The 25457-nt window shown below is 71.9% G+C and carries 22 protein-coding genes and 1 tRNA gene; 14 read left to right on the top strand and 9 right to left on the bottom strand.

Annotated features, from left to right (window positions below; all coding sequences use genetic code 11):
* Positions 1-50: 50 nt before the first annotated feature.
* The 4 genes from J2N69_RS14915 to J2N69_RS14900 all read right to left on the bottom strand — a co-directional run bounded on the left by J2N69_RS14915 (position 51) and on the right by J2N69_RS14900 (position 4546).
* Entirely contained in the window at positions 51-962 is a 912-nt protein-coding gene (locus tag J2N69_RS14915) for an S-methyl-5'-thioadenosine phosphorylase (RefSeq protein ID WP_230901186.1), read from the bottom strand.
* A 93-nt stretch (positions 963-1055) separates the two neighbouring features.
* On the bottom strand, positions 1056-1394 hold the full coding sequence (locus J2N69_RS14910; protein ID WP_127912554.1) for an FmdB family zinc ribbon protein: 339 nt from the start codon (positions 1392-1394) through the stop codon (positions 1056-1058).
* Positions 1395-1461: 67 nt separating this feature from the next.
* A complete protein-coding gene (locus tag J2N69_RS14905) occupies positions 1462-2733 on the bottom strand; it encodes an MFS transporter (protein WP_230901185.1) in 1272 nt (423 codons plus the stop codon).
* Between the two features lie 280 nt (positions 2734-3013).
* The gene (locus J2N69_RS14900; protein WP_230901184.1) at positions 3014-4546 is read right to left on the bottom strand and encodes a potassium/proton antiporter; all 1533 of its coding nucleotides are present in this window, start codon (positions 4544-4546) and stop codon (positions 3014-3016) included.
* A gap of 242 nt (positions 4547-4788) precedes the next feature.
* Here J2N69_RS14900 and J2N69_RS14895 point away from each other — a divergent pair, with 242 nt between their 5' ends.
* Complete coding sequence (locus J2N69_RS14895) at positions 4789-7596, top strand: penicillin acylase family protein (RefSeq protein ID WP_230901183.1); 2808 nt, start codon at positions 4789-4791, stop codon at positions 7594-7596.
* 61 nt (positions 7597-7657) lie between these two features.
* Here the strand turns inward: J2N69_RS14895 and J2N69_RS14890 are convergent, their stop codons facing one another.
* Positions 7658-8272, bottom strand: coding sequence for a 5-formyltetrahydrofolate cyclo-ligase (locus J2N69_RS14890; protein WP_230901182.1), 615 nt, complete (start codon positions 8270-8272; stop codon positions 7658-7660).
* Positions 8273-8364: 92 nt separating this feature from the next.
* On the opposite strand from J2N69_RS14890, the gene galU reads away from it, so the two are divergent.
* The 7 genes from galU (at position 8365) to J2N69_RS14855 (ending at position 13918) form a co-directional block, all read left to right on the top strand.
* The gene (gene galU / locus J2N69_RS14885; RefSeq protein ID WP_230901181.1) at positions 8365-9276 is read left to right on the top strand and encodes a UTP--glucose-1-phosphate uridylyltransferase GalU; all 912 of its coding nucleotides are present in this window, start codon (positions 8365-8367) and stop codon (positions 9274-9276) included.
* A gap of 4 nt (positions 9277-9280) precedes the next feature.
* Positions 9281-10627 (top strand): molybdotransferase-like divisome protein Glp, encoded by a 1347-nt coding sequence (gene glp, locus J2N69_RS14880; protein WP_230901180.1) that lies wholly within the window; start codon positions 9281-9283, stop codon positions 10625-10627.
* A gap of 87 nt (positions 10628-10714) precedes the next feature.
* The gene (gene moaC, locus J2N69_RS14875) at positions 10715-11236 is read left to right on the top strand and encodes a cyclic pyranopterin monophosphate synthase MoaC (RefSeq protein WP_230901179.1); all 522 of its coding nucleotides are present in this window, start codon (positions 10715-10717) and stop codon (positions 11234-11236) included.
* Positions 11233-11733: a MogA/MoaB family molybdenum cofactor biosynthesis protein gene (locus J2N69_RS14870; RefSeq protein ID WP_127912560.1), complete on the top strand. Its 501-nt coding sequence runs from the start codon at positions 11233-11235 to the stop codon at positions 11731-11733. Before moaC ends, J2N69_RS14870 begins: the two co-directional genes overlap by 4 nt.
* Entirely contained in the window at positions 11730-12353 is a 624-nt protein-coding gene (locus tag J2N69_RS14865; RefSeq protein WP_269075666.1) for a GNAT family N-acetyltransferase, read from the top strand. The genes J2N69_RS14870 and J2N69_RS14865 overlap by 4 nt, the downstream gene beginning before the upstream one ends.
* A 217-nt stretch (positions 12354-12570) precedes the next feature.
* Positions 12571-13758 (top strand): divisome protein SepX/GlpR, encoded by a 1188-nt coding sequence (sepX, locus tag J2N69_RS14860; RefSeq protein WP_230901177.1) that lies wholly within the window; start codon positions 12571-12573, stop codon positions 13756-13758.
* Positions 13759-13844: 86 nt separating this feature from the next.
* Positions 13845-13918: transfer RNA gene (locus J2N69_RS14855), tRNA-Ala, on the top strand.
* A 94-nt stretch (positions 13919-14012) separates the two neighbouring features.
* On the opposite strand, the gene J2N69_RS14850 is transcribed toward J2N69_RS14855, so the two are convergent.
* Positions 14013-14522 carry a GNAT family N-acetyltransferase gene (locus tag J2N69_RS14850; RefSeq protein WP_230901176.1) on the bottom strand — a complete coding sequence of 170 codons (510 nt, stop codon included), beginning with the start codon at positions 14520-14522 and terminating at the stop codon, positions 14013-14015.
* 168 nt (positions 14523-14690) lie between these two features.
* On the opposite strand from J2N69_RS14850, the gene J2N69_RS14845 reads away from it, so the two are divergent.
* Positions 14691-15482 (top strand): exodeoxyribonuclease III, encoded by a 792-nt coding sequence (locus J2N69_RS14845; protein WP_230901175.1) that lies wholly within the window; start codon positions 14691-14693, stop codon positions 15480-15482.
* A gap of 139 nt (positions 15483-15621) precedes the next feature.
* Positions 15622-16638 carry a DUF6528 family protein gene (locus J2N69_RS14840; RefSeq protein ID WP_230901174.1) on the top strand — a complete coding sequence of 339 codons (1017 nt, stop codon included), beginning with the start codon at positions 15622-15624 and terminating at the stop codon, positions 16636-16638.
* Between the two features lie 12 nt (positions 16639-16650).
* On the opposite strand, the gene J2N69_RS14835 is transcribed toward J2N69_RS14840, so the two are convergent.
* Positions 16651-17277, bottom strand: coding sequence for a MerR family transcriptional regulator (locus tag J2N69_RS14835; RefSeq protein ID WP_127912124.1), 627 nt, complete (start codon positions 17275-17277; stop codon positions 16651-16653).
* A 186-nt stretch (positions 17278-17463) separates the two neighbouring features.
* Between J2N69_RS14835 and J2N69_RS14830 the strand changes: the two genes are divergently transcribed.
* From J2N69_RS14830 to J2N69_RS14820, 3 genes are read left to right on the top strand one after another with little or no spacing between them, the layout of a single operon-like run.
* The gene (locus J2N69_RS14830; protein ID WP_230901173.1) at positions 17464-19029 is read left to right on the top strand and encodes a flavin-containing monooxygenase; all 1566 of its coding nucleotides are present in this window, start codon (positions 17464-17466) and stop codon (positions 19027-19029) included.
* On the top strand, positions 19026-19952 hold the full coding sequence (locus tag J2N69_RS14825; protein ID WP_230901172.1) for an alpha/beta fold hydrolase: 927 nt from the start codon (positions 19026-19028) through the stop codon (positions 19950-19952). Before J2N69_RS14830 ends, J2N69_RS14825 begins: the two co-directional genes overlap by 4 nt.
* A complete protein-coding gene (locus tag J2N69_RS14820) occupies positions 19949-20824 on the top strand; it encodes an SDR family oxidoreductase (RefSeq protein WP_230901171.1) in 876 nt (291 codons plus the stop codon). Before J2N69_RS14825 ends, J2N69_RS14820 begins: the two co-directional genes overlap by 4 nt.
* A gap of 87 nt (positions 20825-20911) precedes the next feature.
* Here the strand turns inward: J2N69_RS14820 and J2N69_RS14815 are convergent, their stop codons facing one another.
* Together J2N69_RS14815 and J2N69_RS14810 are read right to left on the bottom strand one after the other, a co-directional pair.
* Complete coding sequence (locus tag J2N69_RS14815; protein ID WP_230901170.1) at positions 20912-21133, bottom strand: hypothetical protein; 222 nt, start codon at positions 21131-21133, stop codon at positions 20912-20914.
* A 113-nt stretch (positions 21134-21246) separates the two neighbouring features.
* On the bottom strand, positions 21247-24657 hold the full coding sequence (locus J2N69_RS14810; RefSeq protein WP_230901169.1) for a S41 family peptidase: 3411 nt from the start codon (positions 24655-24657) through the stop codon (positions 21247-21249).
* A gap of 174 nt (positions 24658-24831) precedes the next feature.
* Here J2N69_RS14810 and J2N69_RS14805 point away from each other — a divergent pair, with 174 nt between their 5' ends.
* On the top strand, positions 24832-25422 hold the full coding sequence (locus tag J2N69_RS14805; protein WP_230901168.1) for a TetR/AcrR family transcriptional regulator: 591 nt from the start codon (positions 24832-24834) through the stop codon (positions 25420-25422).
* Positions 25423-25457 lie beyond the last annotated feature (35 nt).

Raw genomic sequence — 25457 nt, 5'->3', positions numbered from 1 at the left:
GGGATCTTCCGCCCGGCTCACCACCCGCACGGCTGCCCCGGTCCCGGCCTTCACGGCAACCGAATCCCCGGCTCCATCCCGCCCAACGCCCCCGCACACGGACACGCCCGCTCCCCGACCGCCGGCAACCCCGCGACGGCGTCGAAGAGGACACTCCGCAGCCGGTCCACGCTCGCGGCGAACACCCGCAGGACCTCTTCGTGCGAGACGCCGTCTCCCGACTCCGCCCCCGCGTCCAAGTCGGTGACCAGCGCCAACGACGTGTAGCAGAGCTCCAGTTCCCGTGCGAGGGCGGCCTCCGGATGCCCGGTCATGCCCACCACCGACCAGCCCTGCGCGGCGTGCCAGCGCGACTCCGCCCGGGTCGAGAAGCGCGGCCCCTCCACCACGACCAGCGTCCCTCCGTCCACCGGCTCCCAGCCACGGCCACGGGCGGCCGCCAGCGCCACCGCCCGGCCCACCGGGCAGTACGGGTCGGCCAGCGACACGTGCACGACCTCGGGAACGGTGCCGTCCGGCAGCGGCACCCCGTCGAAGTACGTCTGCGTACGCGCCTTCGTGCGGTCCACCAGCTGATCGGGCACGAGCAGCGTGCCGGGCCCGTACTCGGCCCGCAGCCCACCGACCGCACAGGGGGCGAGCACCTGGCGTACGCCGACGGAGCGCAGCGCCCAGAGGTTGGCGCGGTAGTTGATGCGGTGCGGCGGCAGATGGTGCCCGCGGCCGTGCCGGGGCAGGAAGGCGACCCGCCGCCCCGCCCCACCGCCGAGCGAGCCGCCAGAGCCGGGGGAACCGCCAGAGCCCCCAGAACCAAGTGAGCCGAGGAAAAGAGAGTCGCTCGGCGCCCCATAAGGCGTGTCGACCTGAACCTCGGTCACGTCATCCAGAAAGGAGTACAGCCCGGAGCCGCCGATCACCCCGATCTCGGCCCGTGTCCCGTTCACGTTCGCCGTGTTCACCATGGACGGCACGGTATCGGCGCGTATCGGCACCCGGATACGCCGAGGACCCCGCCGTCGGTGAACGGCGAGGTCCTGGGAGAAGAAGCTGGAAGCCTACGCGGCCGAGCTCGAAGCCGACGAGGAGCCGGACGACGAGGACGACGAGGCCGCCGAGGACGAAGAGGTCGAGGACGCCGACGAGGAAGAAGCCGTCGACGGCTTCGCGTCGGACGTGGACTTCGACGACGAAGACGACGGCGTGCTGCTCGACGACGAGCCGCGGCTGTCGTTGCGGTAGAAGCCGGAGCCCTTGAAGACGATGCCGACCGCCGAGAACACCTTCTTGAGGCGTCCGTCGCAGTTCGGGCACACGGTCAGGGCGTCGTCCGTGAACTTCTGCACCGCCTCGAGGCCCTCGCCGCACTCGGTGCACTGGTACTGGTACGTCGGCACTTGCTTCCTCCTGGCACTCTCACTCGATGAGTGCTAACGACGATCCATAGTGACGTATTCCGGGGGATCAGTCCACCGCGACCGGCTGTCGGTGACCGACGCCACGCGCCACCGTGCGCCCCGGGCCCCTCGGAACCAGGCGCGAGCGCAGCGTGACGAGGACCACCAGGGCCAGTGCCGTGCCGCCCAGGGGGACCAGGAAGCCGGCCCCGTCCCAGAAGTGGTCCTCCAGCTGTCCCGCGACCGTGACGGCCGCCGCCTGGCCGAGCGCGACGGCGCCGGTCAGCCAGGTGAAGGCCTCGGTGCGGCCGGTCGGCGGGACCAGCTTGTCCACCAGCGTGTAGCCGGTGATCAGCGCCGGCGCGATGCAGACGCCGACCAACAGGCCGAGCCCGGCGAGCAGCAGCGCGGAGTGCGCGGCCCACAGCCCCGAGGCCATCAGCGTCAGCGCCGCGTACGCCACGAGCAGGCGCCGCTGGGGGGAGACCTTCCAGGCGATGGCGCCGCACACGACTCCGGAGAGCATGTTGCCCGCGGCGAACGTGCCGTACAGGACGCCGTTCAGGCCGGGCTCGCCGATGGACTCGGTGAAGGCGGCCAGCGAGACCTGCATGCCGCCGAAGACGGCGCCGATCCCGAGGAACGTCACGATGAGCACGCGGATACCGGGGACCCGCAGCGCGGAGACGTGCTCCACGCGCGCGTGGTCCTCGTTCTGCGAGGACGGCTTCGGCTGGGTGCTCTTCTGCGCGGCGAACAGCAGACCGCCGATCAGCGTGAGCCCGGCTTCGGTGAGCAGTCCGGCGGAGGGGTCGACGCCGGTGCACAGCGCGGTCGCCACGAGCGGCCCGAGGACGAAGGTCAGCTCGTCGGTGACCGACTCGAAGGCGGCGGCGGTGGTGGCCAGCGGGGAATCCTGGAGCTTGACGCCCCAGCGGGCCCGCACCATGGGGCCGATCTGAGGCGTCGAGGCGCCCGCCGGCACGGCGGCCGCGAACAGCGCCCACAAGGGGGCGTCGGAGAGCGCGAGCACCGTCAGGGTGATGACGGAGGCCGAGTGGACGAGCACGCCGGGCACCAGCACGGCACGCTGGCCGAACCGGTCGGCGAGCTTGCCGCTGAAGGGGGCGAACAGCGCCATGGAGACGCCGGTGACGGCCGAGACGGCGCCCGCGGCACCGTACGAGCCGGTGGTGTGCTGCACCAGCAGGACGATGGAGATCGTCAGCATCGCGAACGGCTGGCGTGCCGCGAAGCCGGGGAGCAGGAACGTCCAGGCGCGAGGGGTGCGCAGGAGCTGTCCGTAGCCCGGGCGGGTTTCGGTGACCGTGGATGCCACGGCCCGTGCCTTTCTGCCGCCTGGTAGCGGTCTCCCTTGTGGGGAGACGACGCCGAGAGCTGTCCTCTTGCGCGGAACTGCGGTAGATGCCGGGGCCCAGTGCGGGGGCGCCACGACCGCCATACGGTCGCGCCAGCTCTGCTTCAGGCAGAGTTGGTTCGATCAGTTGGTTCAGTCAGGTGTTCGAGCGGGGCGCTTTTCAGCTCCCCGTCGGTGCCTTAATCGTACAGGCAACAGTCACATCTGACCCTGTGATCGCAGTGGATGAGACCCCCGCCACCTACGATTGGTGTTTTCCTCCGTCGGTTCCCAGCCAACTCGCGAGCTTTCCGCCGTGGCCGACCGCGCGCAGCCGCTTCTCGGCGGCGTCCCGCACCGGGTCGGTCGCCACGACCAGCAGCTCGTCGCCGCGCCGCAGCACCGTCGTGGGCAGCGGGACAAACGATTCGCCCTCGCGCACGATGAGCGTGACCGCCGCGCCCTGCGGCAGCCGCAGCTCGCCCACCTCGACGCCGTGCATGCGCGAGCCCTCGGGGATGGCGACCGACAAGAGGTGCCCGCGCAGCCGCTCCAGGGGTGCCGACTCGATGCCGAGGTCGGCGGCCTCCGAGGAGCCGCCGATCCGCAGCAGCTTGGCCAGCCAAGGCAGCGTGGGGCCCTGGACGAGGGTGTAGACGACGACGAGCACGAAGACGATGTTGAAGATCCGCTGGCTGTCCTCGACGCCGTTCACCATGGGGATGGTGGCCAGGATGATGGGCACGGCGCCGCGCAGCCCGGCCCAGGACAGCAGCGCCTTCTCCTGCCACGGCATGCGGAACGGCAGCAGGCTCAGGACGACCTCCAGGGGCCGCGCCACCATCGTCAGGACTAGGCCGATGACGATCGCGTGCCAGGTGTCGTCGAGCAGCTCGTGCGGGGTGACCAGCAGGCCGAGCAGGACGAACATGCCGATCTGGGCGAGCCAGCCGAGGCCTTCGGCGAAGCCGCGGGTGGCGGGCCAGTGCGGCAGCCTGGCGTTGCCGAGGACCATCGAGGCGAGGTAGACGGCGAGGAAGCCGCTGCCGTGCGCCATGGCGCCGGCCGCGTAGGCGGCGACCGCGATGGCCATGACGGCGATGGGGTAGAGGCCGGAGGCGGGCAGGGCCACGTGCCGCAGGCCGAAGGCGCCGAGCCAGCCGACCGCGACGCCGATCGCGGCGCCGATCGCCAGCTCCAGGGCGATCGTGCCGAGCAGCACGTACCAGTGGTCCACCGGTCCCGCCGTGGAGAACGCCACGACGAGGATCACCACAGGGGCGTCGTTGAACCCCGACTCCGCTTCCAGGACGCCCGTGATGCGCGAGGGGAGCGGCACCTTCCGCAGCACCGAGAAGACCGCCGCGGCGTCCGTGGAGGAGACCACCGCGCCGATGATCAGCGCCGGCCGCCACTCCAGCCCCACCAGGTAGTGCGCGCCCGCCGCCGTGATGCCCACGCTCACCGCGACTCCGACCGTGGAGAGGACGGCGGCCGCCGGCAGGGCGGGCCGCACTTCCTTCCACTTCGTGCCGAGGCCGCCCTCGGCGAGGATCACGACCAGGGCGGCATAGCCGATGACCTGCGTCAGTTCGGCGTTGTCGAAGTGGACGTCACCGATGCCGTCCTGGCCCATCGCGACCCCGATGCCGAGGTACAGGAGCAGGCTGGGGAGCCCGCTGCGCGAGGAGATACGGACCGCCGCCACCGCGACGAGCAGAACGAGCGAGCAGACGAGCAGGAGCTGGTTGAGGTGGTGGACAGTCAGGGGCCGTTCCTTCCTCCGTGCGCGCACAAGCACTTCTTGCGAGCCAGTACGTCGTTCACCTCTCGCGAGGCAAGTACTTCGTTACCTTACCTAATCGTTAACGCCTTCTTGATGCCTTCGAACGCGTTTACGATCTTTCGAGGTCCGGTTCCTGACTCCGCGTCCGGAGTCCAGACGCCCTGCGCCTATGGTTGCTCCAGCGCTCCCAGAGCCGCCCGCCCGACAGCACAGCCCGCCCTGCCGCTCGCGTAAGGACAGCAAGGACAGCGATGCCCTCCAACACCACCGCCTCTTCCGGTCATAAGTCCGGCAAGAAGAAGGGGCGCCGAGCCCGCCTCGTCGTGATCGTCCTGGTCCTGGCCATCGTCGGAGGCATCGGCTTCGGCGCGTACTGGAGCGTCAGCACCGTGCGCGCCTCCTTCCCGCAGACCAAGGGGACCCTCAAGCTCGACGGCCTCTCCGGCAACGTCGAGGTGAAGCGCGACGGGAACGGAATCCCGCAGATCTACGCCGAGTCCGACGCCGACCTCTTCATGGCACAGGGCTACGTCCAGGCGCAGGACCGCTTCTGGGAGATGGACGTACGCCGTCATATGACCTCCGGGCGGCTCTCCGAGATGTTCGGCAAGAGCCAGGTCAAGAGGGATGAGTTCCTGCGCACGCTCGGCTGGCACCGGGTGGCGAAGAAGGAGTACGACTCCAAGCTCTCCCCGGAGACGAAGAAGTACCTCCAGGCCTACGCCAAGGGAGTCAACGCCTACCTCGACGGCAAGGACGGCAAGGACGTCTCCGTCGAGTACGCGGCGCTCGGCTTCACCAACGACTACAAGCCGCAGAAGTGGACCCCCGTCGACTCCGTGGCCTGGCTCAAGGCCATGGCCTGGGACCTGCGCGGCAACATGCAGGACGAGATCGACCGCTCCTTGATGACGAGCCGCCTCGGCCCCTCGCAGATCAAGGACCTGTACCCCGAGTACCCGTACCAGCGGAACAAGCCGATCGTCCGCGAGGGCGCCTATGACGCTGTCACCAAGGAGTACGACACCAAGGGCACCGGCACGCAGTCCGGAACCGGCGGCACGGGCACGGGCACAGGCACCGGCACGGGTACGGGCACCGGCACGGGCACAGGCGGCGGCACCGCGGGCTCCGGCCTCGCGGGTGGCGCCCAGGCGCCCGACGGGCTCCAGTCGCAGCTCTCGGGGGTCTCCGACGCCCTGGACGAGGTCCCCGCGATCCTCGGCCCGAACGGCAACGGCATCGGCTCGAACTCCTGGGTCGTCTCCGGCGAGCACACGATCACCGGCAAGCCGCTCCTCGCGAACGACCCGCACCTGGCCCCGCAGCTGCCCTCGGTCTGGTACCAGATGGGCCTGCACTGCCGTTCGGTCTCCGACAAGTGCCGGTACGACGTCTCCGGCTACACCTTCTCGGGCATGCCGGGCGTGGTCATCGGCCACAACGACGAGATCGCCTGGGGCATGACGAACCTCGGCGCCGACGTCACGGACCTCTACCTGGAGAAGTTCACCGGGGACGGCTACCAGTACGGCCAGAAGGTGCTGCCCTTCGCGTCGCGCGAGGAGACCATCAAGGTCGCGGGCGGCAAGGCGAAGAAGATCACGGTCCGCGAGACCAACAACGGCCCGCTCATCTCCGACCGCGACGACGAACTGGTCAAGGTCGGCAGGAAGGCCCACGTCGACGCCGCGGCCCCCGACCGGGGCGACGGCTACGGCGTGGCGCTGCGCTGGACGGCGCTGGACCCGGGCAAGTCCATGGACGCGGTCTTCAAGCTCAACAGGGCGAAGAACTTCACGGAGTTCCGCAAGGCGGCCGCCCTCTTCGAGGTGCCGTCGCAGAACCTCATCTACGCCGACCGCGAGGGCCACATCGGCTACCAGGCGCCCGGCAGGATTCCGACCCGCGGCAAGGGCGACGGTTCGCTCCCGGCGCCCGGCTGGGACCCGGAGTACCGCTGGAAGGGCTACATCCCGCAGGACGCCCTGCCCTACGAGTACGACCCCAAGCGCGGCTACATCGTCACCGCCAACCAGGCCGTGATCGACGAGGACAAGTACCCGTACAAGCTCACCGGGGACTGGGGCTACGGCGCGCGCAGCCAGCGCATCGACGACCTGATCCAGTCGAAGATCAAGAACGGCGGCAAGATCTCCACCGAGGACATGCGCCTCATGCAGATGGACAACAGCAGCGAGATCGCCAAGCTGCTGGTGCCCAAGCTGCTGAAGATCGACGTCAAGGACAAGTACGTCCGCGAGGCGCAGAAGCTCCTGGAGGGCTGGGACTACACCCAGGACGCCGACTCGGCCGCCGCCGCGTACTTCAACTCGGTCTGGCGCAACATCCTCAAGCTCGCCTTCGGCAACAAGCTCCCCAAGGAGCTGCGCGTCAAGGGCCAGTGCCTGAGCGTGGAGCCGGCCGGCAACACCGGCCCGGCGGACGAGGGCAAGAAGGTGCGCGAGTGCGGCGAGCGGGACGCGGACTCGGCCCAGCCGGACGGCGGCGACCGCTACTACGAAGTGGTCCGCAAGATCATCGACGACGAGACCAACGACTGGTGGAAGTCGCCGAAGACCCGCACCGACAAGGCGACCACGACCCGCGACCAGCTGTTCGCACGGGCCCTTGAGGACGCGCGCTGGGACCTGACGGCCAAGCTCGGCAAGGACATCGACAGCTGGAGCTGGGGCCGCCTGCACCGCCTCACGCTGAAGAACCAGACGCTCGGCACCGAGGGCCCCGGCTGGCTCCAGTACGTGCTCAACCGCGGCCCCTGGAACCTCGGCGGCGGCGAGGCGGCGGTCAACGCCACCGGCTGGAACGCGGCGGGCGGCTACGGCGTGGTCTGGGTGCCGTCGATGCGCATGGTGGTGAACCTCAAGGACCTCGACAAGTCCAAGTGGATCAACCTCACCGGCGCCTCGGGGCACGCGTACAACGCGCACTACACCGACCAGACCGAGAAGTGGGCCAAGGGTGAACTCCTGCCCTGGGCCTACTCGGAGAAGGCGGTCGAGAAGAGCACCAGCGACAAGCTGGTCCTGCGCCCCTGACCGGCAGCTCCTGAAAGGGCCCTCCACGCGCGCGTGGAGGGCCCTTTCGGCTGTCCGGGGGTCAGCGGAAGCGGCGCACCCCCGAGGGCGTCACCACGGCGTGCACCGGCAGGTCGTGCGCCTCCGCGGGGATGCGCGCGACGACCTCGGAGTCGTACAGGAGCACCACGAGAGCGGGATCGGCGCCCGACAGCTCCAGACGGGCCAGGACGCGGTCGTACGAGCCGCCGCCCCGCCCGAGCCGCGTGCCGCGCTCGTCCACCGCGAGCCCCGGCAGCAGGACGGTGTCCGCCGCCAGGACGGCTTCGGGGCCGAGCCGCGGCCCGGAGGGCTCCAGCAGCTCGATCTTCCCCTGGTGCCGCACCCGGACCAGGGAGCCCTCCCCGTCGTACGCGGCCCAGTCCAGGTCGTTGTCCGGGAGCAGTACGGGCAGCAGGACCCGCGTCCCGCGCGCGTGGAGGGTGTCGAGCAGGACGCGCGTGCCGGGCTCACTGCCCACGGAGACGTACGCCGCCACTGTCCGCGCCTCGGCCAGTTCCGCCAGCTCCAGCGCGCGCTCGGCGAGCAGGACGGCCGCCCCCCGCGTGTCATCCCCGGTCAACCCGCTCCTCACCGCGAGGAAGTCTCGCCGCAACGTGCGCTTGGTTTGCTGTTCGCCGGTCTCGGTTCCGCTCATCGGATACTCACATTTCTGCCTGGTGGGCGCATATGCCGACGAATGATCCGGACCCACAGATTCCGCACATACGTACCGGATATGGTGTCGACATGACTGAGTCTCACCCCCCCACCCCCCGGATCACCAAGGCGGTCATCCCGGCGGCAGGCCTGGGCACGCGCTTCCTGCCGGCCACCAAGGCGACCCCCAAGGAGATGCTGCCGGTCGTCGACAAGCCGGCGATCCAGTACGTGGTCGAGGAGGCCGTGTCGGCGGGTCTCGACGACGTCCTCATGATCACGGGCCGCAACAAGCGCCCACTGGAGGACCACTTCGACCGCAACTACGAGCTGGAGTCGGCCCTCCTGAAGAAGGGCGACGAGGCGCGGCTCGCCAAGGTCCAGGAGTCCAGCGACCTCGCGACGATGCACTACGTCCGCCAGGGCGACCCCAGGGGACTCGGTCACGCCGTGCTCTGCGCGGCCCCGCACGTCGGCAAGGAGCCGTTCGCCGTACTCCTCGGCGACGACCTCATCGACCCCCGCGACCCGCTCCTCGCCCGGATGGTCGAGGTCCAGGAGCAGTGCGGCGGCAGCGTCATCGCCCTCATGGAGGTGGCCCCGGAGCAGATCCACCTCTACGGCTGCGCCGCCGTCGAGGCGACCGAGGAAGGCGACGTCGTCAAGGTCACCGACCTGGTCGAGAAGCCCGACACCGCCGACGCGCCCAGCAACTACGCGATCATCGGCCGCTACGTCCTCGACCCCGCCGTCTTCGACGTCCTGCGCAAGACCGAGCCGGGCCGCGGCGGCGAGATCCAGCTCACCGACGCCCTCCAGCAGCTCGCCGCGGACGAGAAGGTCGGCGGTCCGGTGCACGGCGTCGTCTTCAAGGGCCGCCGCTACGACACCGGCGACCGGGGCGACTATCTGCGTGCCATTGTCAGACTGGCGTGCGAACGTCAGGATCTGGGCCCGGATTTCAAGGCCTGGCTTCGCAGTTACGTCACCGAGGAGATGTAGCACTTTGAGCAGCAGCACGACGACACCGACCACCGGCCGGAGCCCTCTGTGGTCGGTGGAGGAGCATCTGGACGACATCCTCGCGACCGTCCGCCCGCTCGAACCCATCGAGCTCCAACTCCTCGACGCGCAGGGCTGCGTCCTCGTCGAGGACGTCACGGTGCCCGTCGCGCTGCCGCCCTTCGACAACAGCTCCATGGACGGGTACGCGGTACGGGTCGCCGACATCGAGGGCGCGAGCGAGGAGTTCCCCGCCGTCCTGACCGTGATCGGTGACGTGGCCGCGGGCGCGGGCGAGCAGCCCACCGTCGGCGCGGGCCAGGCGGCCCGCATCATGACCGGCGCCCCGCTGCCGCCCGGCGCCGAGACCGTCGTCCCCGTGGAGTGGACCGACGGAGGCCTCGGTGAGGGCCCCGCCTCCGGGATGCGCGCCCACAGCGCCGCCCCCGAGGGCGCCTCCGGAGAGGTCCGCGTGCACCGCCCGGCCGCGGCACGCGCGCACGTACGCGCGCGGGGCAGCGACGTCCGCGCCGGGGACCGCGCCCTGAGCGCGGGCACGGTCCTCGGCCCGCCGCAGATCGCCCTGCTCGCCGCCGTCGGCCGCGGCACGGTGAAGGTGCGCCCGCGCCCGCGCGTGGTCGTCATGTCCACCGGCAGCGAACTGATCCAGCCCGGCGAGTCGCTGGCGGACGGCCAGATCTACGACTCCAACAGCTTCGCCCTCACCGCCGCCGCCCGGGACGCGGGAGCCATCGCCTACCGCGTGGGCGCGGTCGCCGACGACGCCGAGACGCTGCGCTCCACCATCGAGGACCAGCTGATCCGCGCCGACCTCGTCGTCACCACGGGCGGCGTGAGCGTCGGCGCGTACGACGTCGTGAAGGAGGCCCTGACCTCCCTCGGCGATCCGGACGAGGAGACCGGCATCGGGGCGGGCGGCGGCGTGGAGTTCCGCAAGCTCGCCATGCAGCCGGGCAAGCCGCAGGGCTTCGGCACCATCGGCCCCGACCACACCCCGCTGCTGGCGCTGCCGGGCAACCCCGTCTCCTCGTACGTCTCCTTCGAGCTGTTCGTGCGCCCGGCGATCCGCACGCTGATGGGGCTGGACGAGGTCCACCGGCCCACCGTGCGCGCGCGGCTGGCCGCGGAGAAGGCGCTGGGCTCGCCCGAGGGGCGCCGGCAGTTCCTGCGGGGGGCGTACGACGCCGAGGCCGGCACGGTGGCGCCCGTGGGGGGCGCCGGCTCGCATCTGGTCGCCGCGCTCGCCCACGCGGACGCGCTGATCGTCGTCCCCGAGGACGTCACCTCGGTGGAGCCGGGCGCGGACGTCGACGTGGTCCTGCTCGGCTGAGAACGCCGGGCGCGCGGTACCGTGTCGCGCACAACAGGCCCGCGCGCGCCGCACCGCGCGGGGCCCGGACCGGGAGCGCCACAGCACATGACCGCGATTTCCCGGGGGGACACCCCCGGCCCTGAGCAGCAGCGACTGACGCACATCGACGAGGCGGGCGCGGCCCGCATGGTCGACGTGTCCGCGAAGGACGTGACCGCGCGCACCGCCCGCGCCAGTGGCCGCGTCCTGGTCGCGCCGCGCGTGATCGAGCTTCTGCGGGGCGAGGGCGTCCCCAAGGGCGACGCCCTCGCCACCGCCCGGATCGCCGGGATCATGGGCGCCAAGCGCACCCCCGACCTGATCCCGCTCTGCCACCCGCTGGCCGTCTCCGGAGTGAAGCTGGACCTCTCCGTGGCCGACGACGCGGTGGAGATCCTCGCCACGGTGAAGACCACGGACCGTACGGGCGTGGAGATGGAGGCGCTCACCGCGGTGAGCGTCGCGGCCCTCACGGTGGTCGACATGGTCAAGGCCGTCGACAAGGGCGCCGTCATCACGGACGTACGCGTCGAGGAGAAGACCGGCGGCAAGTCCGGGGACTGGAGCCGCGAGGGAGCGGGCGCATGAGCGGCTACCGCGCACTGGTCGTGACCGCCTCCAACCGCGCCGCCGCCGGTGTCTACGCCGACCGGGGCGGCCCGATCCTCGTCGAGGGGCTGGCCGCGCTCGGGTTCGCCGTGGACGGGCCCCAGGTCGTCCCCGACGGGGACCCCGTCGAGCAGGCCCTGCGCGCCGGAGCCGAAGCCGGCTACGACGTCATCCTCACCACCGGCGGCACCGGCATCTCGCCCACCGACCGCACGCCCGAGGCCACCCGCCGCGTCATCGACCACGAGGTGCCGGGCATCGCGGAGGCCATCCGCGCGTACGGCAGGGACAAGGTCCCCACGGCCGTGCTCTCGCGGGGCCTCGCCGGGGTCGCGGGCCGGACGCTCATCGTGAACCTGCCGGGCTCCACGGGCGGGGTGCGCGACGGCCTCGCCGTCCTGGAGCCGCTGCTCGCGCACGCGGTCGACCAGGTGCGCGGCGGCGACCATCCCGGTCCCTCGGGGGGTGCGAGCTGAACGGCCCCGCCTGGCCCGTCGAGCTGACGGACGGAGACGTCACCCTCCGCCCGATAAAGATGCGCGACCAGCGCGCCTGGCGTGAGGTCAACCGGCGCAACCGCGACTGGCTGCGCCCCTGGGAGGCGACGATCCCGCCGCCCACGGCCGGCGGGCCGATCGTGCACCGGCCCACCTACCGACAGATGGTCCGCCATCTGCGCGCCGAGGCGGGCGCGGGCCGGATGCTGCCGTTCGTCATCGAGTTCCAGGGCCGGCTCGTCGGGCAGCTGACGGTCGCCGGGATCACCTGGGGATCGATGTGCTCGGGCCATGTCGGCTACTGGGTCGACGAGTCCGTCGCGGGGCGCGGTGTGATGCCGACCGCCGTCGCGCTCGCCGTGGACCACTGCTTCCGCTCGGTCGGGCTGCACCGTATCGAGGTCTGTATTCGGCCGGAGAACACGCCGAGCCGCCGGGTCGTGGAGAAACTCGGATTCCGCGAAGAGGGGCTGCGACCCCGGTATCTGCACATCGACGGCGACTGGCGCGATCATCTCGTCTTCGCGCTCACCGCCGAAGAGGTGCCGGAAGGGCTGTTGCGCCGCTGGCACCGGGCGCGACCTCGGAACACCGCTTAGTCCGTCACCCGCCGACGGTAATGAAATATATGTTCGAAATTGATCGCCGATCGACCGCCCGAGACCCGTATGAGCCTTGTCTCATGCATTAATTTCACGCGGACGGCGGCTTGTTGATCGCATCAGTCACAAAAAAAGTTCGAGATATCAGCCGGATCGTGCGACACACCGGCGCAATTGGCGGATGGCCCCAGCCAAACCCCTCTACCGTGTGAGCGTGAGCAGCAGCGGCCTCATCTACGCAGTCATCGTCGGGGCCTGGGCCGCCTACTTGGTGCCGATGTGGCTCCGTAGGCAGGACGAGCTGAACGAAGCCCGTCCGACGGAACGCTTCAGCACCGCCATCCGGCTGCTGTCCGGACGGGCGGGGATGGAGCGCCGATACGCCAGGGACCTGCAAGCCCGCTCGCCCGAGGAGGGCGAGACGCGCGGCGACCCGGACGTCGTCACCGGTTCGGTGGACGTCCGGGCCTTCGCCATGCCTCCGGCCGAACCGGCGGAGCCCGAGGCGGACCGGGCGGAGCCCGTCGCGGCGCGGGGCGAACCTCCCGCCCGTGAGCAGGCGCGCCACGAAGCCGACCCCGAACGCGAGCAGCAGCCGCCGCGTGCCAAGGCGTCACCCGCGCAGCGCGCCGCCTCGGCCGAGGCCGCCGCGCGCGCCAGGCGCTCCAAGGTCCTCGCCCGGCGACGGCGCACGACGATGATGCTCTTCCTCGCCTTCACGGCGGGTGCGATCGTTGCCGGGGTGGGCGGTCTGGCCTTCCTGTGGGCACCCGCCGTGCCCGCCGTCCTGCTGAGCGCGTACATCGTCTATCTGCGCGGCCAGGAGCGGCGGCGCTTCACGTACACGATGGACCGGCGCCGGGCCGAGGCCGCGGCGCAGCGGCTGCGGGAGCGTCAGCCCCGGCGCGCGGACGCCGAGTCCGCCGCCGGCGAGGCGGTGCAGGAGCCGGCCCCGGAGACGGAGACCGGACTGTCCGCGCTCGCCGCCGATCGCCGCGCCCTCGTCGAGCAGACCGATCACGCGGAGTGGGTCGACCAGCAGCGGGAGCGCCAGCGCGGGCCCGGCCGGGGCGACAGCTGGGACCCGGTCCCGGTGCCCCTGCCGACGTACGTGACCGCGCCGGTCGCCCCGCGCGCCACCGGCGGCGTCGACCTGGGCGCCCCCGACACCTGGAGCTCGGCGCGCTCCAGCACGGCCGAGCCCGCCGCCGACGAGGCGCGGCGCGGCACCGGGTCCGCCGGGACCACCGGGCAGATCGACGCGGCGGAGGGCTCCGACGCGGCCGGCGGGCGCAGCGACAAGCGGCGGGCCGCCTCGGCGCGGCGCGCCCGCGAGCGCGGTCGCACGCCGCTCTTCGACCAGTACGAGGACGGGGACCGGCCCCGCGCCGCCAACGAGTGAGGCGTCGTGGGGTCCGCCCCGGCTGACCTGCCAGGACCGGATTTCCGAGCACCCCGATCGGGATGCTAGAGTTTCACTCGTTGCAAGGGCCTGTGGCGCAGTCTGGTAGCGCACCTCGTTCGCATCGAGGGGGTCTGGGGTTCAAATCCCCACAGGTCCACTGCACATGAGATCCCGTCCAGTTCATCGAACTGGGCGGGATCTTTGCGTTGCCCCCCGGCGCCCGTCCCCCCGGGTCTCGTCCCCTCGTGGCCTCAGAGCGCCTTCGCGTAGCAGCGGCTCAGGTCGTGGAAGCGGTAGTAGCCGAACTTGGCCGGGGCGGGGGTGTAGCCGCTGGAGGTGTAGAGGGCTATCGCCTCGGGCTGCTTCGTGCCCGTCTCCAGGACCATCCGTACGCGGCCCGCCGCCTTCGCGTCGGTCTCCAGGGCCGCCAGGATGCGCCGGGCGAGGCCGAGGCCGCGGGCCTCGGGTGTGACGTACATCCGCTTGAGCTCCGCGTCGCCGTTCTCGTACCCCTCGCCGTTCTCGTCCATCCCGCGCCAGCCGCCGGTGGCCAGCGGGGTGGCGTTCTCGTCGTACGCGATGAGGTAGAGGCCCCGGGGCGGCGTGAACATGCCCGGTTCGAGGAAGGTGACGTCGCCGTCGTCGCCGTAGCGCTCCACGTATTCGCGCTGGACGCGGTCGTTGAGTGCGATGGCGTCGGGGTGGGCGAACGTGACGGGGCGCAGGTGGACGCGGGTGGTGTCGGCAGTCTGTATAGGCATGCGTGGCATCGTACTTCTATGCGGCGGTCGGCGGAATGCGTGGTCCAGTGTGCCGGGAGGGCCGGGGCCCCGGTATGGGCGCGGAGGATGGCGCGGGTCACTCGGGGGCGTGTGGGAGCCTGATCCCCGGTCCGGGCGAAGAGGCCGGAGGAGAGTAAGGCGAGTGTTGTGCTGACAGTGACCTCTGCGAACGTGAACGGGCTGCGAGCCGCCGCCAAGAAGGGGTTCGTCGAGTGGCTCGGCGAGACCACGGCCGATGTGCTGTGCCTTCAGGAGGTGCGCGCCGAGCCGCAGCAGCTGCCGGACGAGGTCCGCGCGCCCGAGGGGTGGCACGTCGTGCACGCGCCCGCCGCGGCGAAGGGGCGCGCGGGCGTCTCGCTGTACACGCGCCGTGAGCCGGACCGGGTCCGGATCGGCTTCGGATCGGCCGAGTTCGACGGCAGCGGACGGTATGTGGAAGCCGATCTGCCGGGCGTGACCGTCGCGAGCCTGTACCTGCCCTCCGGGGAGGTCGGCACCGAGCGGCAGGACGAGAAGACGCGGTTCATGGCGGAGTTCCTCGTGTACCTGAAGGAGCTGAAGGCGCGGGCCGCCGCCGACGGGCGCCACGTCGTCGTCTGCGGCGACTGGAACATCGCCCACCAGGAGGCCGACCTCAAGAACTGGAAGGGCAACAAGAAGAACTCCGGGTTCCTGCCCGAGGAGCGCGCCTGGATGAGCGAGGTCTTCGAGGAGTACGAGGACGTCGTGCGGGCCCAGCACCCGGGCGTCGAAGGGCCCTACTCGTGGTGGTCCTACCGCGGGCGCGCCTTCGACAACGACACGGGCTGGCGCATCGACTACCACGTCGCGACGGCCGGTCTCGCCGAGCGCGCCGTGAAGGCGTACGTGGAGCGGGCCGCGACGCACGCGGAGCGGTGGAGCGACCACGCGCCCGTGACCGTGGTCTACGACCTGTAGGTATCCGCCAAGGGAGTGGCCGTCGGCGGGACACGGTCACAAAGTCCGGCACAGGGCTGTCCCGGGCCCGCCCGGCATGGCAGATTGCCGTCGCGTACACGACCAACTGCCGTGGAGCCGGGGGTACTTCGTGTCGGGCATGCCTACGAGACGTGCCGTGGTGCTGGGTGCCGCGGGGGCCGGGATCGCGGCGGCGCTGCCCGCCACGGCGGCGCACGGGGCGAGCGGGAGCGCGGTCCCGGCCGGAACGCCGCCCGTGCTGGTGACCGAGCAGGCGTCCCGGCGCCTCCTCGTCCTCGACCCGCGGCGGCGCGTGTGGGACCCGGCCGCCGATCCGTCGGTGGTGCGGTGGCAGTTCTCGCCACTCGGCGACCCGCGCTACCGGGATCTGCGGCCGGACGCGAGCTGGGTGTACCCGTGCGAGGCGAAGGTGCGGGTGCACCGGAAGCGTACGTACGTGCTCACCACGGCGTCGTTCGGCTTCGTGGCGGTCGTCGCGCATCCGTCGGGGCGGCGGTACTGGGGCACGGCGCTCGGGCCCGGGGACGACCTGTTCAACCCGCACAGCGCCGAGATCCTGCCCGACGGGAACGTGGCCGTGGCGGGCAGCACCGGCGCGCTCGTGCGGCTGTACGCCGCCTCGCAGGGGCCGCGCGCCGAGCGGTACGCGGAGGCGCGGCTCAAGGGCGCCCACGGCCTGCACTGGGACGGTGCGCGGCGGGTGCTGTGGGCCATCGGCGACGACGAGCTGGTGGCGTACGAGGTGGGCGGCACCGCCGCGCGGCCCGCCCTGACCAAGGCCTTTGCGGTCGGCCTGCCGGTGGGGACGCCGGGCCGCACGCCCGGCGGGCACGACCTCTTCCCGGTGGCGGGGCGGCCGGGGCGGCTGTGGGTGACGACCAACGCGGCCGTCTTCCAGTACGACACCGGCAGCGGGGTCTTCGTGCAGGACTTCGCCGGGGCCGGGGAGATCTCGCGGAAATCGGTGAAGGCCGTCGGTGACGATCCGCGCACCGGGCAGGTTCTGAGCACCGTGCCCGAGCGCGGCCTCGAAGAGACGTGGTGGACGACGACGGTGGGCGTCCACCGGCCCACGAGCACGTACCGGCTGGTCGGCGGCGGGATCTACAAGGCGCGGTGGTGGCTGCCGCGCTGAACGCGCCCTTCCTCAGGGCTGCTTGAGGCGGCGGTCCAGGGCCATCGACAGCTCCGCCTCCACCACGGCCTTGGCCACCGGGCGCAGGTCGTCGATGTCCGTGGCGGCGGTGGCGGGGACGTGGTCGCGCAGGACGGTGACGAACAACTCCGCCAGCGCGTCGGCGTGTTCGCGCACCCGCTGCCCGGCCTCCAGGACCGCGGCGAGCGGAACGCCCTTGCGGACGAGGGTGGACGACGCGTCGAGGAGGCGGCGGCTGATGTGGACCAGTTCGTCGCCGTCGGTGCCGAGGTAGCCGAGGTCCAGGGCGGCGACGAGGTTCTCCGGGGTGACCTCGCCCGCGAAGTGGTCGGCCAGCTCCTCGGGGGTGAGGCGGACCGGCTGCTCCTCGGTGGGTGCGCCGAGGCCGAGGAGTTCGCCGACGTCGCGGCCCTTCTCGAAGGCGTCGGCCAACTCGGCGATGCCGTTCAGGGTGTGGCCGCGCTCAAGCAGGGCGGCGATGGTGCGCAGCCTGGCCAGGTGGTGCTCGTCGTACCAGGCGATGCGGCCCTCGCGGCGCGGCGGCGGGATCAGCCCGCGCTCGCGGTAGAAGCGCACGGTGCGCACGGTGATGCCGGCCTCCGCGGCCAGCTCCGCCATGCGGTACTCGCGGACGCCGCCTTCGCCTTCCCCTTGGTCTGCCCCTAGGTCTGCCACGGAGGAAGCCTATGTCGTACCCCCGGTAACTTTCCCTGGCCGACCCCTACCCATGAGTACGTACGTGTTCTACTCTCCCCATTGCGCCAGTAGTTACTGGCAGAGTCGGGTACTTCGGGAGGCGGCGGCATGGCCGAGCGCGAGCGTGGCCCTGAGCAGGGGCGTGAGCACGAGCACGTACGGGTGGCGGTGATCGGTTCCGGGTTCGGGGGCCTCGGGGCCGCCGTGCGGCTGCGCCGGGAAGGCATCACCGACTTCGTCGTCCTGGAGCGGGCCGGCGCGGTCGGCGGCACCTGGCGGGACAACAGCTATCCGGGCTGCGCCTGCGACGTGCCCTCGCACCTGTACTCGTTCTCCTTCGCGCCCAACCCCGACTGGCCGCGCACCTTCTCCGGGCAGGAGCACATCCAGGAGTACCTGGAGCGCGTGGCCGACACCTTCCGGCTGCGCCCGCACATCCGCCTCGGCACCGAGGTGAAGCTGATGACCTGGGACGCCGACCGGCTGCGCTGGATCATCGAGACGGGCAACGGCACACTCACCGCCGATGTCGTCGTCTCGGCCACCGGGCCTCTCTCCGACCCCAAGACCCCGGACATACCCGGCCTCGCCACCTTCCCCGGCAAGGTCTTCCACTCCGCGCGCTGGGACCACGACTACGACCTGACCGGCAAGCGCGTCGCGATGATCGGCACCGGCGCCTCCGCCATCCAGATCGTGCCCGAGATCCAGAAGAAGGTCGGCAGGCTCACCCTCTTCCAGCGCACGCCCCCGTGGGTGATGCCGCGCGCGGACCGCGCCATCACCGGCGTGGAACGCTGGCTGCACAAGCAGCTGCCGTTCACCACCCAGGCCCGGCGCGGACTCCTGTGGGGCATCCGGGAGTTGCAGGTCCAGGCGTTCACCAAGCGGCCGAACGAACTCGGCATGGTGGAGCAGCTCGCCAAGCGGAACATGTACCGGGCCATCAAGGACCCCGCGCTGCGGGCCAAGCTGACCCCCACGTACCGCATCGGCTGCAAGCGCATCCTGCTGTCCAACACCTACTACCCGGCGCTCGCCCAGCCGAATGTGGACGTCGTCGCCAGTGGCCTCGCCGAGGTGCGCGGCAGCACGGTGGTCGCCGCGGACGGCACGGAGGCCGAGGTCGACGCGATCGTCTTCGGCACCGGCTTCCACGTCACGGACATGCCAATCGCCGAGCGGGTCGTCGGCGACGAGGGGCACACCCTCATGGAGACCTGGAAGGGCGGCATGAACGCGCTGCGCGGCGCGACCGCCGCCGGCTTCCCCAACTGGATGACGATCATCGGCCCCAACACCGGCCTCGGGAACTCCTCCATGATCCTGATGATCGAGTCCCAGCTGAACTACATGGCCGACTACCTGCGCCAGCTCGACGTCCTCGGAGGCCGCGCCGCGCTCGCCCCCCGCCCGGCCGCCGTGAGCGCCTGGAACCGCCGCGTCCAGGAGCGGATGAAGCGCACCGTGTGGAACACCGGCGGCTGCACCAGCTGGTACCTCGACGCCAACGGCGTCAACACCACCGTGTGGCCCGGCACGACCACCGAGTTCCGCGCGGCGACGCGGCGCGTGGACCTCCAGGAGTACGAGGTGCTGCGGGCGCCGAAGCCCCGTACGCACGAGGCCGCGGCGGGCACGTCCGGCGGCGCGAAGGTGGAGGCCGGGGCATGAGCAGGTTGACCCGCCTCGCGGACGGGCCCTACGCGCCGCCCGCCGCCGCGCGCGAACTGACCGCCGTCTCCGCCGACGGGGCCCGTATACACGTCGAGGCGCACGGTCCGGAAGAAGCGCCCGCCGTGGTGCTCGCCCACGGCTGGACGTGCTCGACGGCGTTCTGGGCGGCGCAGATACGTTCCCTCAGCGCCACTCACCGGGTCATCACGTACGACCAGCGGGGGCACGGGCGCAGCGCCGCCCCCGCGGACCCCGAGGGGTACAGCACGCGGGCGCTCGCCGACGACCTCGAAGCGGTCCTCGCGGCGACGCTCGCGCCGGGGGAGAAGGCCGTGCTCGTCGGGCACTCCATGGGCGGCATGACGCTCATGGCCGCGGGTGGGCGCGAGACGTTCCGGGAGCACGCGGCCGCCGTCCTGCTGTGCAGCACGGGCAGTTCGAGCCTGGTCGCCGAGTCGATGGTGGTGCCGCTGCGGGCCGGGCGGGTGCGGACCCGGATCACGCGGTCCGTGCTCGGCTCCCGGGCGCCGCTCGGGCCCGTCACGCCGCTGTCCCGGCGCATCCTCAAGTACGGGACGATGGGCCCCGGTTCGGCGCCGGACAAGGTCGACGTCTGCGCGCGGATCGTGCACGCCTGCCCGACCGCCGTGCGCCACGGCTGGTCCCACGTGCTGGCCACGCTCGAACTCGACGTCGAGGTGGGCGCGTTGCGGGTGCCCACGGCCGTCGTCGCGGGCCTGGCCGACCGGCTCACCCCGGTGGTGCACGCGCGGCGGATCGCCGCCGCCCTGCCCCGGTGCGTGGGGCTCACCGAACTGGCCGGGGTCGGGCACATGACGCCCATCGAGGCCCCGGACGCCGTCACGGCACGCATAGCGGAACTCGTCGACACGTACGTACAGGTGAAGGAGGGCGCATGAGCAGGGTCAGCCTGGAGGGGCAGGTCGCGGTCGTCACGGGCGCGGCGCGCGGGGTCGGTGAGCTGCTCGCGCGCAAGCTGTCGGCGCGGGGCGCGAAGATCGCGCTCGTGGGCCTGGAGCCGGACGAGCTGAAGCAGGTGGCGCAGCGGCTGCACACCGAGGCCGACCACTGGCACGCCGACGTCACCGACCACGAGGCGATGGCCCGGGTCGCGCGGGAGGTCAAGGAGCGCTTCGGCAAGGTCGACATCGTCGTCGCGAACGCGGGCGTGGCCAGCGGCGGACCCTTCGTGGAGTCCGACCCGGTGGCGTGGCGCCGCGTCATCGAGGTCAACCTCATCGGCAGTGCGGTCACCGCCCGTGCCTTCCTGCCGGTCCTGATGGAGAGCCGCGGCTACCTGCTCCAGATCGCCTCGCTCGCCGCGATCACGCCCGCGCCGATGATGACGGCGTACTGCGCGTCGAAGTCGGGCGTCGAGGCGTACGCGCACGCGCTGCGGGCCGAGGTCGGCTACAAGGGCGTCAAGGTCGGCGTCGGCTACCTGTCCTGGACGGACACCGACATGGTGCGGGGCGCGGACCAGGACGACGTGATGCGCGAGCTGCGCCAGCGGCTGCCGTGGCCGTCCAACAAGACGTATCCGCTGGGCCCGGCCGTGGACCGCATCGTCGCCGGCATCGAGCGGCGCTCCAGCCATGTGTACGCGCAGTGGTGGCTGCGGGGCATGCAGGGCGTCCGCGGCTACCTGCCGAGTCTCATCGGCGCGGTGGGCCAGCGCGAGATGCGGCGCTTCGAGCCGCGGCTCACGAGCGTGCCGACGGGCCTGGTGGGAGCGGGCGGTTCGGCGGACGAGGCGGCGCGGGCGAGCTGAGCGGACCGGCCCCTTCGGCTGTGCGCGAAGAAGGCCCCCGGCGTCCCGGGGCCTTCTTCGCGCGGGTGGCGCGGGGTGCGGCGCGGGTCAGATCTCGTAGTCCTCGACCCGGTCCCGCTGCTGCCGCGCTGTGTCACGGGCCTGCGAGGACCGCTCCGACGCCTCGTCGCGGGTCTGCGTGCCGCGCTCGCGCAGGCGGTCCTGAGCCTGCGTGCCGCGCTCGCGCATCTTCTCGTTGTCGCCCGCGCGGCTCTTGGCCTTCTCGGCGAGGTCCTGAGCCTTGTCCTGGAACTGGTCCTTGATGCCCATGCTGTTCACTCCCGTTGTGGGTGAGGGGGTTGGGGCCTCGACCAGATTTACATGGGTGGACATTCGCCGCATTTCGATCAACTACGGAGAGTCAACGGGGAGTCGGAGGGCTGTCAGGAGCGGGGTGGCAGCGGCGGTCGGCTGCGGTCCGGCACGTCGGCGTAGCCGGGCGGGGCCGTCGGCGGGTGCCGCTCCAGGAGGTCGAGCGCGACCCGCACGGCGTCGTCGAGCTGGGCGTGCCGCCCCTCCGCCCAGTCCAGCGGGGTGCGCAGCGCCTCGATGTCCGGGGTCACGCCGTGGTTCTCCACCGACCAGCCGTACGCGTCGAACCAGCCCGCGTTCATCGGCACCGTGATCACCGTCCCGTCGCCGAGCCGGTGCCGCCCGGTCATGCCGACCACGCCGCCCCAGGTGCGCTGTCCGACGACCGGGCCGAGCCCCAGCAGCTTGAAGGCCGCCGTGATCATGTCGCCGTCCGAGGAGGTCGCCTCGTCGGCCAGCGCCACCACCGGGCCGCGCGGCGCGTTCGAGGCGTACGAGACGGGCTGGGCGTTGCGCGTCAGGTCCCAGCCGAGGATCTTGCGGGTGAGTTTCTCCACCACCAGCTCGCTGATGTGGCCGCCCGCGTTGCCGCGCACGTCGACGATGAGGGCGGGCCGTGACACCTCCAGGCGCAGGTCCCTGTTGAACTGGGCCCAGCCGGAGCCGCCCATGTCGGGGATGTGCAGGTAGCCGCACTTGCCGCCGCTCAACTCCCGGACGACCTCGCGGCGTTTGGCCACCCAGTCCTGGTAGCGCAGGGGGCGTTCGTTGACGAGCGGGACGACGGCGACCCGGCGCGGGCGGCCCTCGCCCTCCGGGCAGAACGTCAGCTCGACGGTGGTGCCGCCCGCCGCCGCGAGGAGCGGGTAGGGGCCGGTCACCGGGTCGACGGGGCGGCCGTCGACGTGCGTGAGGATCGCGCCCTCGCGGATGCCCGCGCCCGCCAGCGGGGAGCGCGCCTTGGAGTCGGAGGACTCGCCCGGCAGGATGCGCTTGACCATCCAGCCGCCGTCCCTGCGTACGAGGTTGGCGCCGAGGAGGCCCATCGCGCGCTGGTAGTGCGGCGGGCCCTCGTTGCGGCGGGCCGGGGAGACGTACGCGTGGGAGGTGCCCAGTTCGCCGAGGACCTCCCGCAGCAGGTCCGCGAACTCGTCCGGCGAGGCGACGCGTTCGACCAGCGGCCGGTACTGCGCGAGCACCCCGTCCCAGTCGACGCCGGACATCCCCGGGTCCCAGAAGTAGGCGCGGATGACGCGGCCCGCCTCCTCGTACGCCTGGCGCCACTCGGCGCCCGGGTCGACCTCGTGCAGGATGCGGCGCAGGTCGATCCAGACGGTGGTGTCGCCGTCGCCCTGCTCGGTGGCGGGCACGGCGGTCAGGTCGCCCTCGTCGACCACCACGAGCCGGGTGCCGTCGCCGCTCGGCGCGAACCAGTCCAGGTGCTCGACGAGCTGCGCCTTCTTCGCCTTGGCGATGTTGAAGTACTCCAGCGTGGGGCGGCCCGAGGTGTCGGCCGGGTTGGCGAAGGTCTCGCCGAGCGCGCCCGAGATCGGCCAGCGCAGCCAGACCAGGCCGCCGCCGCTCACCGGCTGGAGGGCCGAGTACTTCGACGCGGCGACCGGGAAGGGCGTCACCCGCGCCGCCAGCCCCTCGGTCTCCACCGTCGTCGTGCCGTCGCCCGCGTTGTCGTCGGCCGGGTCCAGGCCGCCGGCCGCCGGGCGTCCGTCCGGCAGCAGCGCGAAGGGCGAGGGGATCGCCGACGAGAGCGGTACGAGGTAGGGGCGGCAGCCCAGCGGGAAGGACAGGTCGCCGGTGTGCACGTCGTAGACGGGGTCGAAGCCGCGCCAGGAGAGGAAGGCGAGGTAGCGGCCGTCGCGGGTGAAGACGGGGTTCTCGTCCTCGAAGCGGCCGTTGGTGACGTCGACGATGGTGCGCGGTCCCGGCCCGGCGACGCGGGCCAGTTTGATCTGCCGCAGGGAGCGGCCGATGCCCGGGTGCGACCAGGCGAGCCAGGTGCCGTCCGGGGAGAAGGCGAGGTCGCGCACCGGACCGTTGATGGAGCGGATCACCTCGGTGACCTCGGCCTCCGTCTTCTCCACGGCCTCCGGGTGCTCCGCGGCTTCGGGGGCCGCCTCGCCGACCTCGCGCAGCCTGCGGTTCATGGCCTCGGTCTCCTCCGGGTCGCAGGCCGTGACGAGCAGGAGGCGGCCGTCGTTCGAGGCGAGGGCGAGCCGCTCGCCCGCGGGGTCGGAGACCAGTTCCTGGACGTGGCCGAGGTCCCCGGTCACCAGCCTGCGCGGCGGCCGGGTGCCGGTGGCGCGCGGCAGGTGGGCGATCTCGACGGCGTCCTGTCCCTCGGCGTCGGTGACGTACGCGACCTGCCCGCCGGTGCCCAGCATCTCCGGCAGCCGCACGCGGACGCCGGGTGTGTCGGTGATGGTGCGGGCCGGGCCGTCCCGGTGGGTGAGCCAGTAGAGGCTGCCGCGCACGACGACGGCGCTGGCCCGTCCCGTCGTGTCCACGGAGAGTGCGTCGACGTGCTGCGCGGCCGGGACCTGGTAGATCCGCCGTCCGGAGCGCGGTCCGCCGAGCCGCACGTCGAGGCGGCGCGGCACGGAGTCCGCGGTGAGCGCGTCGACCAGCCACACCTCGCCCGCGCACTGGTAGACGACGCGGGTGCCGTCGCTGGCGGCGTGCCGGGCGTAGAAGGCGTCGTGGTCGGTGTGGCGGCGCAGGTCGGAGCCGTCGGGGAGGCAGGAGTAGAGGTTGCCGATGCCTTCGTGGTCGGAGAGGAACGCGATGCGGCCGGCCACGAACATGGGTGAGTCGAGGTGCCCGTCGAGGTGGCCGAGGATCTGCTTGCCGTGCATCCACAGCCGGCCCGTCGCACCGCCGCGGTAGCGCTTCCACGCGGCCGGTTCGTGGGGCGGCTTGCCGGTGAGCAAAAGCGTCTTGCGGTCGCAGTCGCCGGGGCCGTCACTGCCGGCGAGGGTGTCGGTGACGGCGATGTCGGCGACCGGGCCCCAGGGCAGCTTGCCGCCGGGTGAGCCGTCGGTGGGCACGCTGTAGGCGAAGCAGAAGTGCGAGAAGGGCTCGCCGTGCGAGGACACGGCGAGGATGTGGCCGTCGGGCGTCCAGCCGCAGACCCGGGTGTCGGTGCTGCCCCAGTAGGTGAGGCGGCGCGAGGGCCCGCCGTCCACCGGCGCCAGATGGATCTCCGGGTCGAGGCTGCGCCAGGTCGTGTACGCGATGTGGCGGCCGTCCGGGGAGAAGCGGGGGTGGCCGATCTTGGTCCGGTCCGCGGTGAGCCGCCAGGCCCGGTCGGCGGGGGCGCCCTCGGGGGTGAGGGGGGCCACCCACAGGTCGTCCTCGGCGGCGAAACAGAGGCGGTCGCCGCTGAGGTGGGGAAAACGCAGGTAGGCGTGGTCCGCCTGGTGGGGCTGCGGCTGCTCTGCCGGGGCGTCGTCGCGGTCGTCGGTCACCTCACCATGCTTTTCCGCGCCGGGGGCCCCGGCAACTCGTGGGAGCGGCGTGACCCAGCACACGTACGAAACCGTTTCGTTTCGTTACGGCGTGCGGGGTACGCTCCGGTGAGGCCGGTGTACGAAACCGTTTCGTTCACCTGGCTTTCAGCAGTGGAACAGGAGGGACGGATCATGACCGAGGCAGCCGCCGCGCGGCGCAGCCGGATCACGCCGGAGCGTGAGGCCGAGCTGTACGAGGCCGTGCTCGACCTGCTCCGCGACGTCGGCTACGACGCCCTCACCATGGACGCCGTGGCATCCCGCACCCGCTCCAGCAAGGCGACGCTCTACCGGCAGTGGGGGAGCAAGCCCGAGCTGGTCGCCAAGGCGCTGCGGCACAACAAGCCGGCGTCGCTGTCGGACATCGACACCGGATCGCTCCGCGGCGACCTGCACGAGATGGTGGCCCGCTCGGACGACTGCCAGATGGAGAGGGACGCCGCGCTGATGCGGGGCCTGTTCCACGCCGTGCACGACAACCCCGAGCTGCACCAGGCGCTGCGCAACCTCCTCATCGAGCCGGAGCTGACCGGCCTGAACGCCCTGTTGCGCAGAGCGGTGGAGCGCGGTGAGGTCGCCGCGGACAATCCGGCCCTGGAGTACGTCGTGCACATGATGGTCGGCGGTTTCGTCGCCCGGGACCTCATCGAGGACCGCCCGGTCGACCGCGCCTTCCTCGCCTCGTACGTCGACGCCGTGATCCTCCCCGCGCTCGGCGTCTGACCACCCCGGACCTGAGCCCGACGCGCCCCCCCCGG

The sequence above is a fragment of the Streptomyces huasconensis genome, from assembly GCF_021028635.1.
Classification (GTDB): Bacteria; Actinomycetota; Actinomycetes; order Streptomycetales; family Streptomycetaceae; genus Streptomyces; species Streptomyces huasconensis.
Note: the sequence above shows the minus strand (reverse complement) of the source record. Positions and strands in the feature narration are given on the sequence as shown.